The 9,124-nt window shown below is 61.2% G+C and carries 9 protein-coding genes, 1 tRNA gene and 1 pseudogene; 6 read left to right on the top strand and 5 right to left on the bottom strand.

Annotated elements, in window-relative coordinates; all coding sequences use genetic code 11:
- The 5 genes and pseudogenes from ACIOVD_RS14405 to ACIOVD_RS14385 form a co-directional block, all read right to left on the bottom strand.
- Nucleotides 1-64 (bottom strand): annotated as a pseudogene (locus tag ACIOVD_RS14405) (hypothetical protein); the annotation flags it as partial.
- Nucleotides 65-122: 58 nt separating this feature from the next.
- Nucleotides 123-197: transfer RNA gene (locus ACIOVD_RS14400), tRNA-Gln, on the bottom strand.
- 36 nt (nt 198-233) lie between these two features.
- Entirely contained in the window at nt 234-1,085 is an 852-nt protein-coding gene (ispE, locus tag ACIOVD_RS14395; RefSeq protein WP_401128501.1) for a 4-(cytidine 5'-diphospho)-2-C-methyl-D-erythritol kinase, read from the bottom strand.
- Between the two features lies 1 nt (nt 1,086).
- The gene (gene lolB, locus ACIOVD_RS14390) at nt 1,087-1,704 is read right to left on the bottom strand and encodes a lipoprotein insertase outer membrane protein LolB (protein WP_095169008.1); all 618 of its coding nucleotides are present in this window, start codon (nt 1,702-1,704) and stop codon (nt 1,087-1,089) included.
- 4 nt (nt 1,705-1,708) lie between these two features.
- Nucleotides 1,709-3,433, bottom strand: coding sequence for a tetratricopeptide repeat protein (locus tag ACIOVD_RS14385; protein ID WP_095169007.1), 1,725 nt, complete (start codon nt 3,431-3,433; stop codon nt 1,709-1,711).
- 317 nt (nt 3,434-3,750) lie between these two features.
- Between ACIOVD_RS14385 and hemA the strand changes: the two genes are divergently transcribed.
- The 6 genes from hemA to ACIOVD_RS14355 all read left to right on the top strand — a co-directional run bounded on the left by hemA (nt 3,751) and on the right by ACIOVD_RS14355 (nt 9,108).
- Complete coding sequence (hemA, locus tag ACIOVD_RS14380; protein ID WP_095169006.1) at nt 3,751-5,040, top strand: glutamyl-tRNA reductase; 1,290 nt, start codon at nt 3,751-3,753, stop codon at nt 5,038-5,040.
- Nucleotides 5,037-6,119 (top strand): peptide chain release factor 1, encoded by a 1,083-nt coding sequence (prfA, locus tag ACIOVD_RS14375; protein ID WP_095169005.1) that lies wholly within the window; start codon nt 5,037-5,039, stop codon nt 6,117-6,119. The genes hemA and prfA overlap by 4 nt, the downstream gene beginning before the upstream one ends.
- Nucleotides 6,120-6,950 carry a peptide chain release factor N(5)-glutamine methyltransferase gene (prmC, locus tag ACIOVD_RS14370; RefSeq protein WP_401128496.1) on the top strand — a complete coding sequence of 277 codons (831 nt, stop codon included), beginning with the start codon at nt 6,120-6,122 and terminating at the stop codon, nt 6,948-6,950.
- Nucleotides 6,944-7,699, top strand: coding sequence for a molybdopterin-synthase adenylyltransferase MoeB (locus ACIOVD_RS14365; protein WP_095169003.1), 756 nt, complete (start codon nt 6,944-6,946; stop codon nt 7,697-7,699). The genes prmC and ACIOVD_RS14365 overlap by 7 nt, the downstream gene beginning before the upstream one ends.
- Nucleotides 7,692-8,483 carry a glutamate racemase gene (gene murI / locus ACIOVD_RS14360; protein ID WP_401128492.1) on the top strand — a complete coding sequence of 264 codons (792 nt, stop codon included), beginning with the start codon at nt 7,692-7,694 and terminating at the stop codon, nt 8,481-8,483. The genes ACIOVD_RS14365 and murI overlap by 8 nt, the downstream gene beginning before the upstream one ends.
- A 106-nt stretch (nt 8,484-8,589) precedes the next feature.
- Nucleotides 8,590-9,108 (top strand): acyloxyacyl hydrolase, encoded by a 519-nt coding sequence (locus tag ACIOVD_RS14355; RefSeq protein WP_401128489.1) that lies wholly within the window; start codon nt 8,590-8,592, stop codon nt 9,106-9,108.
- Nucleotides 9,109-9,124 lie beyond the last annotated feature (16 nt).

Below are 9,124 nucleotides of genomic sequence, written 5' to 3'. Positions count from 1 at the left end.
GGATATTCAGCTGACGTACGACACGTCGAGCCAGATCGGGGTTGGCGTTCCCCGTAAAGACCATCATCTTGGACACGCGCAGTACCTGAAGGCTGAGGGTAACCTGGATGAGTATAGGAAAATGGCAGGGGCGGCTGGATTCGAACCAACGCATGGCAGGATCAAAACCTGCTGCCTTACCGCTTGGCGACGCCCCTGTATCTGTTGCAACGATTACCCAGTAATCGATTCCTTTAGAGCAGACTTTGCAGCTTGCGATGCAACATCGAAATGTTGCTTCCCTTTGCTACAAACCCTGTAAGGGTCTCTGTAAGAAGGGCCGAGACTTTATCAGCTTCAGCTTTGCTTGGGAAGCCCCCAAACACACAACTTCCAGTTCCGGTTAGTTTTGCTTCGGTAAATTTACCTAACAAATTCAAAGCGTTACGTACCTCTGGATAACGCCTTGCTACCACCGGTAAGCAGTCATTTCGACTGTTTCCCTTGGGAACGGGGCGCACTTTAATGGCAGACGAGTTACGTGTCAACAACGGATCGGAAAAAATTTCTGCTGTACTTACAGATACTTGCGGTACCAGTACGAGATACCAGGGTTCTTCGGGTTCCACGGGGGTCAGTTTCTCCCCCACACCCTCGGCAAACGCTGCATGTCCGCGCACAAAAACCGGAACGTCCGCGCCCAGTGTCAGGCCGAGCGCGGCCAGGCGATCTTCATCCCAGCCCAGCTGCCAGAGGTGGTTGAGACCCAGCAGGGTGGTGGCCGCATTTGAACTGCCGCCACCGATTCCGCCGCCCATGGGCAGGACTTTGTCGATCCAGATATCAATGCCCAGTGCCGATCCGGATTGCGCCTGGAGTTTTTTCGCGGCCTTGACGATCAGGTTGCTGTCGTGGGGTACGCCTTCGAACTCGGTGTGCAACTGGATGATGCCGTCTTCGCGTACGGCAAAGGTGATTTCATCGCCGTAGTCGAGAAACTGAAACAGCGTCTGCAGTTCGTGGTAGCCGTCTTCGCGGCGCCCAAGAATGTGCAGCATCAAGTTGAGTTTTGCTGGCGAAGGTAATGTCAGGCGAGTGGCCGGCATGTCATTGCCCCAATTTGCGCGGTTGCCAGGCCTTGATCACCAGCGTGACATCAAGGTTGGTGCCGTGCAGCTTGATGCGCTCGGGCAGCCAGTAGCCGTTTTGCTGGGTATAGGCACTGTATTGCACCTGCCAGCCGTCCTGCTCAAGACTGGCCAGGCGACTGTCGGCATCCAGGGTCAGGCGGCTCTTGCTGCTCGGTGCCGGCAGTCCGCGCACCCACCAGGCCAGGTTGGAGACCGGCAGTTTCCAGCCCATCTGTTCTTCGAGCAGGGTTTCCGGGCTCGCGGCGCTGTAGCGACCCTGATTGGCTACTTCCAGGCTGACATCGCCGGGGCGGCCGGTCAGGCGTGCGGCCCCACGACCCAGCGGGCCGGACAGGCGAATGTCGTAGTAGTCCTGGCGCTGCAGCCAGAACAGGGTGCCGCTGCCTGAGTCTTTCGGGGCGCGAATGCCGATCTTGCCGTCGATCTGCCAGCCATCGAGGGCCGTCAATTGCAGTTTGTGCTCGCGCCATGACGCGGGATCGCCGTGGCCCTCGACCGATTCGCGGGCGCCAAAGCCGGCGCAGCCGGCGAGCAGGGCGATGAAGCTGAAAACGATGATGTGGCGCAAAAACATGATTTTAAAGAGTCTCGGATCCGGTCAGGCGCTTGATGGTGCTGCGCAGGATAGGGCTGTCAGGCTGTTCCTTGAGGAATTTGGCCCAGATTTGTTTGGCTTCTCGCTGTTTGCCCTTGGCCCACAGGACTTCACCCAGATGCGCGGCGACTTCCTGGTCGGGAAAACGCTCCAGGGCCTGGCGCAGATACCGCTCGGCTTCGTCGAGGTTGCCCAGGCGGAAATTGACCCAGCCGAGGCTGTCGAGGACGGCGGGATCTTCCGGGCTCAACTGGTGCGCCTGTTCGATCAACGTCTTGGCTTCAGCGTAGCGGGTCGTACGGTCGGACAGGGTATAACCCAGGGCGTTCAATGCCATGGCGTTATCCGGGTCGCGCTTGATGATTTGCCGCAGGTCACGCTCCATCTGCGCCAGGTCGTTGCGTTTTTCCGCCTGCATGGCGCGGGTGTAGAGCAGGTTGAGATCGTCCGGGTACTGCTTCAAGGCTTTATCGAGCACGCTCCAGGCGCGGTCTTCGTGCTTGTTTGCAGCCAGGGTCTCGACTTCGATCAGGTACAGCTGGATCGCGTAGTCCGGCTGCTCGTCACGTTCCTTGGCCAGGCGGCTCTGGGCTTCGACGCTACGGCCGTTTTCCATGAGGATGTCGGCCTGGCGCAATTGGGCTGGCAGGTACTCGCTGCCTGGCGTGACCTGGGCATACTCGATCAAGGCACCTTGGGGGTCGCCGCGCTCTTCGGCAATGCGCCCCAGGTTCAGGTGCGCGGAGTCGACGTGGCTGTCCCGGGCAATCAGGTCTTCCAGGTAACCCTTGGCCTCGTCCCAGGCCTTGGCTTCCAGGCATACCAGGGCTAGGGAGTAGCGCAGCTCATCGTCATCCGGGTACTGCTGGACCAGGCTGGAAAACTCGGTCTTGGCGTCATCCATGCGGTCCTGTTCCACCAGCAGGCGGGCATAGGTCAGGCGCAGGCGCTTGTCGTCCGGGTACTGGCGGATGCTTTTTTCCATCAGCGGCAGTGCTTCATCGCCCCGGTTGAGGCTCTGCAGCAAGCGCGCACGCAGCAGGATCGGCGCCACTTCGCCAGCTTCCGGCGGATTTTTCTCCAGCAGGCTCAGCGCCCCTTGGGAGTCGCCATTCTGTTGCAGCAGCAGGGCCTTGCCGAAAATCAGTTGGCCGTTGTTCGGGTGGCGCTGCAATAAACGGTCGAAACTGTTCATCAGGCCGTCGCGGGTGTCCTGGTCGGTGTCGGCGGCCGACAGGGCGAGAAAGTCGAAATGGGTATCACCCTTGCCCTGCAGGACTTTCTCCATGTAGACCATGGAGTCGTCATAACGGCCGCTGCGCGCCAGCTGGATGGCGGCGGCGCGTTGTGCCTCGAGGTCCTCCGGGGCATTTCTGGCCCAGATCAGTGCGCTATCGAGTGCCGCCTGGTCAGCTCCCAGGTATTCGGCAATGCGAAATGCCCGCTCGGAAATGCCCGGGTCCTGGGTGTTGATGGCCTGGGTCACGTAGTTGTCCAGGGCAATGTCGTAACGATTGCGCTGGCCAGCCAGTTCGGCACTCAGCAGGCTGAAGATCGTCTCTTCGCTGAAGGAGCTGTAAACCTTGGGCTTTTCAGGGGCTGCTGTGCTGCCTGCGACCGGCGGCGTACCGTCCGTCGAAACGGGCGCCAAGGCCTGGCAGCCGCTGAGGAAGACAAAAGCGAGGAGCAACGCGGAAGATCTATTCATATAGGAAGAGGACGACTAACCTGCGGTCGGATCATCATGACACAAGCCTTCGGCCAAACATAACCGGGGCGCTCTTTATCTCTTTATGTAGGAGCGGGCGCCCGCTTGCGGCTTGCTCGCGATGGTTGTCAACGCTGACGCGGGCACCCTGAAATAGCGCGATGCCTTGAGTTTTTCGCGAGCAACCCGCAAGCGGGCACCCGCTCCTACATGCACCTATAAAGGCACAAGGTAGTAGGACAATAGTTAACGGTGGTTGTTCTCGGTCTGGCGAAGTAGGACAATTGTCGGCTTCTCGACATCATCAGCGATCTTGAATGGCCTTCCTTGCACTCGGTATTAACCACAAGACTGCTTCCGTAGACGTCCGCGAGCGCGTGGCCTTTACTCCGGAGCAGCTGGTTGAGGCCTTGCAGCAGCTCTGCCGACTCACCGACAGCCGCGAAGCTGCGATCCTCTCCACCTGCAATCGCAGCGAACTCTATATAGAACAGGATCAACTGAGTGCCGATACCGTGCTGCGTTGGCTGGCCGATTATCACCATTTGAGCCTCGAAGAGCTGCGCGCGAGTGCTTATGTGCACGAAGATGATGCGGCAGTTCGTCACATGATGCGGGTCGCCTCCGGGCTCGACTCGCTGGTCTTGGGTGAACCGCAGATCCTCGGCCAGATGAAATCGGCCTACGCCGTGGCGCGTGAGGCCGGCACCATCGGCCCATTGCTCGGGCGGTTGTTCCAGGCGACGTTCAATGCCGCCAAGCAGGTGCGCACCGACACGGCCATCGGCGAGAACCCGGTGTCGGTGGCGTTTGCCGCCGTCAGCCTGGCCAAACAGATTTTCAGTGATCTGCAACGCAGCCAGGCGTTGCTGATCGGCGCCGGCGAGACCATCACCCTGGTCGCCCGCCATTTGCACGAACTGGGGGTCAAGCGCATCGTGGTCGCCAACCGAACCCTGGAGCGCGCGAGCCTGTTGGCTGAACAGTTCGGCGCCCACGCGGTGTTGCTTTCGGACATCCCGGCGGAACTGGTGCGCAGCGATATCGTGATCAGCTCCACCGCCAGCCAATTGCCGATCCTGGGCAAGGGCGCCGTGGAAAGCGCCTTGAAACTGCGCAAGCACAAGCCGATATTCATGGTCGATATTGCCGTACCGCGAGATATCGAGCCGGAAGTGGGTGAGTTGGACGACGTCTACCTGTACAGCGTCGACGATCTGCACGAAGTGGTCGCCGAAAATCTCAAGAGTCGCCAGGGTGCAGCCCAGGCAGCGGAAGAGATGGTGGCAATCGGCGCCGACGACTTCATGGTGCGCCTGCGCGAACTGGCTGCGGTCGATGTGCTCAAGGCCTATCGTCAACAGAGCGAACGCCTGCGTGATGAAGAATTGCAAAAGGCCCAGCGCCTGCTCGCCAATGGCAGCAGCGCCGAGGACGTGCTGGTGCAACTGGCTCGTGGCCTGACCAACAAACTGCTGCACGCGCCCAGCGTGCAGTTGAAAAAGCTGACTGCCGAAGGCCGCCTCGATGCGCTGGCCATGGCCCAGGAACTCTTTGCCCTCGGTGAGGGCGCGTCGGATAGCTCTTCGGATAAAAAACCGCAATGAAAGCGTCACTGCTCAATAAGCTGGACATCCTCCAGGACCGTTTCGAGGAACTGACCGCCTTGCTTGGCGATGGCGAAGTTATTTCCGATCAGAACAAGTTCCGCACCTATTCCAAGGAATACGCGGAAGTCGAGCCGATTGTCGCCACCTATAAACAGTTGCTCAAGGTTCAGGGCGACCTCGAAGGGGCCCAGGCCCTGCTCAAGGACAGCGACCCGGACATGCGCGAAATGGCCGTGGAAGAAGTCCGCGAAGCCAAGGAGCAACTGCTCGAACTGGAAGCCAGCCTGCAACGCATGCTGCTGCCCAAGGACCCGAATGACGGGCGCAACGTGTTCCTCGAGATTCGTGCCGGCACCGGTGGCGACGAGGCGGCGATTTTTTCCGGCGACCTGTTCCGCATGTATTCGCGTTATGCCGAACGGCGTGGCTGGCGGGTCGAGATCCTGTCGGAGAACATCGGTGAGCACGGTGGCTATAAAGAAGTCATCGCCCGGGTCGAAGGCGACAATGTCTATGGCAAGCTGAAGTTCGAATCCGGTGTGCATCGCGTGCAACGGGTCCCGGCCACCGAATCCCAGGGCCGGATCCACACCTCGGCTTGCACCGTGGCGGTGTTGCCGGAGCCGGACGAGCAGGAAGCGATCGAGATCAACCCGGCGGATTTGCGGGTCGACACCTACCGCTCCTCCGGTGCGGGCGGTCAGCACGTGAACAAGACCGACTCGGCGATTCGTATCACCCACTTGCCATCCGGCATCGTGGTCGAATGCCAGGAAGAGCGTTCGCAGCACAAGAACCGGGCGCGGGCGATGTCCTGGTTGTCGGCCAAGTTGAACGACCAGCAGACCAGCGCGGCGGCCAATGCCATCGCCAGCGAGCGCAAACTGCTGGTGGGGTCGGGTGATCGCTCCGAGCGGATCCGCACCTACAACTTCGCCCAGGGTCGGGTCACGGACCACCGGGTCAACCTGACCCTGTACTCCCTCGATGAAATCCTCGCCGGTGGCGTTGATGCCGTGATCGAGCCACTGCTGGCCGAGTACCAGGCGGACCAACTGGCGGCGATAGGTGAATAAATGACCATCATTGCCAGTTTGTTGCGCGCAGCCGACCTGCCTGACTCGCCTACCGCGCGCCTGGATGCCGAACTGCTGCTGGCCGCTGCCTTGGGCAAATCCCGCAGCTTCCTGCACACCTGGCCCGAGCGCATCGTGCCCAGTGATGCCGCGCTGACCTTTGCCCACTACCTGCAGCGTCGTCGCGGCGGTGAGCCAGTGGCTTATATCCTCGGGCAACAGGGCTTCTGGAAGCTGGACCTGGAGGTCGCACCGCATACGCTGATCCCACGTCCGGACACCGAGTTACTGGTGGAAGCCGCCCTTGAACTGTTGCCGGCGACACCGGCCAAGGTGCTCGACCTGGGTACCGGTAGCGGGGCGATCGCCCTGGCGCTGGCCAGCGAGCGTCCGGCCTGGCAGGTGACGGCGGTGGACCGCGTGCTGGAGGCGGTGGCCCTGGCCGAGCGCAATCGCCAGCGCCTGCATCTGCATAACGTCACAGTGCTCAGCAGTCACTGGTTCGATGCCCTCAAGGACCATCGCTACAGCCTGATCATCAGCAACCCGCCGTACATTGCTGCCGCCGACCCGCACCTGATTGCCGGTGACGTGCGCTTCGAACCGGCCAGCGCGCTGGTGGCCGGGACCGATGGCCTGGATGATTTGCGGGTGATTATCGCCCAAGCGCCGCAACACCTCGAAGCCGGTGGCTGGTTGATGCTCGAACATGGTTACGATCAGGCGGCAGCCGTACGTGATTTACTGCTGGCCCAGGGTTTCGTAGAGGTTCACAGCCGCGTGGACCTCGGCGGTCACCAACGGATCAGCCTGGGGCGCCTGCCGTGCTGAATGATCAAGAGCTGTTGCGCTATAGCCGGCAGATTCTGTTGCAGCACGTCGACATCGACGGCCAGTTGCGACTCAAGCAAAGCCGCGCGTTGATCATCGGCCTTGGTGGCTTGGGTGCACCGGTGGCGCTGTATCTGGCGGCTGCGGGCGTGGGTGAATTGCACCTGGCGGATTTCGACACAGTCGACCTGACCAACCTGCAGCGCCAGATCATCCACGACACCGACAGCGTCGGCATGAGCAAGGTTGATTCGGCGCTCCATCGCTTGAGCGCGATCAACCCCGAGATCCAACTGGTTGCCCATCGCACCGCGCTGGACGCCGACTCGTTGGCGGCGGCAGTAGCGGCGGTCGACCTGGTGCTCGATTGTTCCGACAACTTTGCCACGCGCGAAGCCGTGAATGCGGCCTGCGTGGCGGCGGGCAAGCCTCTGGTCAGCGGCGCGGCAATTCGTCTGGAAGGTCAGTTGTCGGTGTTCGACCCGCGTCGCGCCGAAAGTCCCTGTTACCACTGCCTGTATGGGCACGGCAGCGAGGCCGAACTGACCTGCAGCGAAGCCGGCGTGGTCGGCCCGCTGGTGGGGCTGGTCGGCAGCCTGCAAGCCCTGGAAGCGTTGAAACTGCTGGTGGGCTTTGGTGAGCCGCTGGTGGGCCGCTTGTTGTTGATCGATGCCCTCGGCACGCGGTTCCGTGAGCTGCGGGTCAAGCGTGATCCGAGCTGCAGCGTCTGTGGTGCCAAACATGCGTGAGGCGCCTATCGGCGTGTTCGATTCCGGCGTTGGCGGGCTGTCGGTGCTGGCGGAGATTCACCGGCTGCTGCCCAATGAGTCGCTGCTGTACGTGGCCGATTGCGGCAACATTCCCTACGGTGAGAAGTCCCCGGCGTTCATCCGCCAACGCTGCGCAGTGATGGCCGACTTTCTCCAGGCCCAAGGCGCCAAGGCCATGGTCGTGGCGTGCAACACGGCAACCGTGGCCGGCGTGGCGGATTTGCGTCGTGACTACCCGTCGTGGCCCATCGTCGGCATGGAGCCAGCGGTCAAGCCGGCAGCGGCGGCGACCCGCAGCGGGGTAGTCGGCGTGCTGGCCACCACCGGAACCTTGCAGAGTGCCAAGTTCGCCGCCTTGCTCGACCGCTTCGCCACCGATGTACGGGTAGTCACCCAGCCGTGTCCGGGCCTGGTGGAGTTGATCGAAGCCGGTGACTTGCAGAGCCCGGCGTTGTGCCAGTTGCTGGGCAGCTACCTGCAGCCCCTGCTGGACGAGGGCTGCGACACGATTATCCTCGGCTGCACCCATTACCCCTTCCTCAAGCCAATCCTCGCGCAAATGCTCCCCGCCGACATCAGTCTGATCGACACCGGCGCTGCCGTTGCCCGGCAAACCCAGCGCTTGCTCGCTGAGCGTGAACTGCTGGCGGACGGTCCTGCCCAACCCGCGCAATTCTGGACCAGCGCCAGTCCCGAGCACCTGAGAAATATCCTGCCGCTGCTCTGGCATAACGGTGGCGTTGTGCAAAGCTTCAACCAGTAGACACGCTGAAATTCAGCTGAACTTCTGCTTGGGGGCGAGATTCTATTACAGCGTCTGTTACGCAAAAAAACCTAAAACAATCGTTCGCATAAAAAGGATGTTTCCTATGAAGCGAGTGTTCTGTCTGGCTGCGCTTGCGGCCGTATTGTTGGGGCATGGCTACAGCGCACAAGCGGCGGGTATCGAGTTTGCAATCGGGCAAACCAGTGACTCGACCATGACGTATCGCCTGGGGCTGCAGTCTGAATGGGACAAGAGTTGGTGGCAGAGCGAAGTGGGGCGTCTGACCGGCTACTGGGACGGGGCATACACCTTCTGGGATGGTGACGAGACGGCAAGCAACCACAGCCTGTCGTTCTCGCCAGTGCTGGTGTATGAGTTCGCCGGGGAATCGCTCAGGCCCTATCTTGAAGTCGGCATCGGGGTGGCTGTTTTTGCCCATACGGAAGTGGAGAACAACAAGCTCGGCTCGGCCTTCCAGTTCGAAGACCGCTTTGGCGCCGGCCTGCGTTTTGCCGGTGGACATGAGGTGGGGATCCGCGCCACCCATTACTCCAACGCCGGGATCAGCAGTCCCAACGACGGCGTCGAAAGTTACGCCTTGCACTACACCATGGCCCTATAGGACCTTGCTGGCGAAG

The sequence above is a fragment of the Pseudomonas sp. NPDC087626 genome (genome assembly GCF_044743405.1).
Taxonomy (GTDB): Bacteria; Pseudomonadota; Gammaproteobacteria; order Pseudomonadales; family Pseudomonadaceae; genus Aquipseudomonas.
This window is presented reverse-complemented; position numbering and strand designations above follow the sequence as displayed.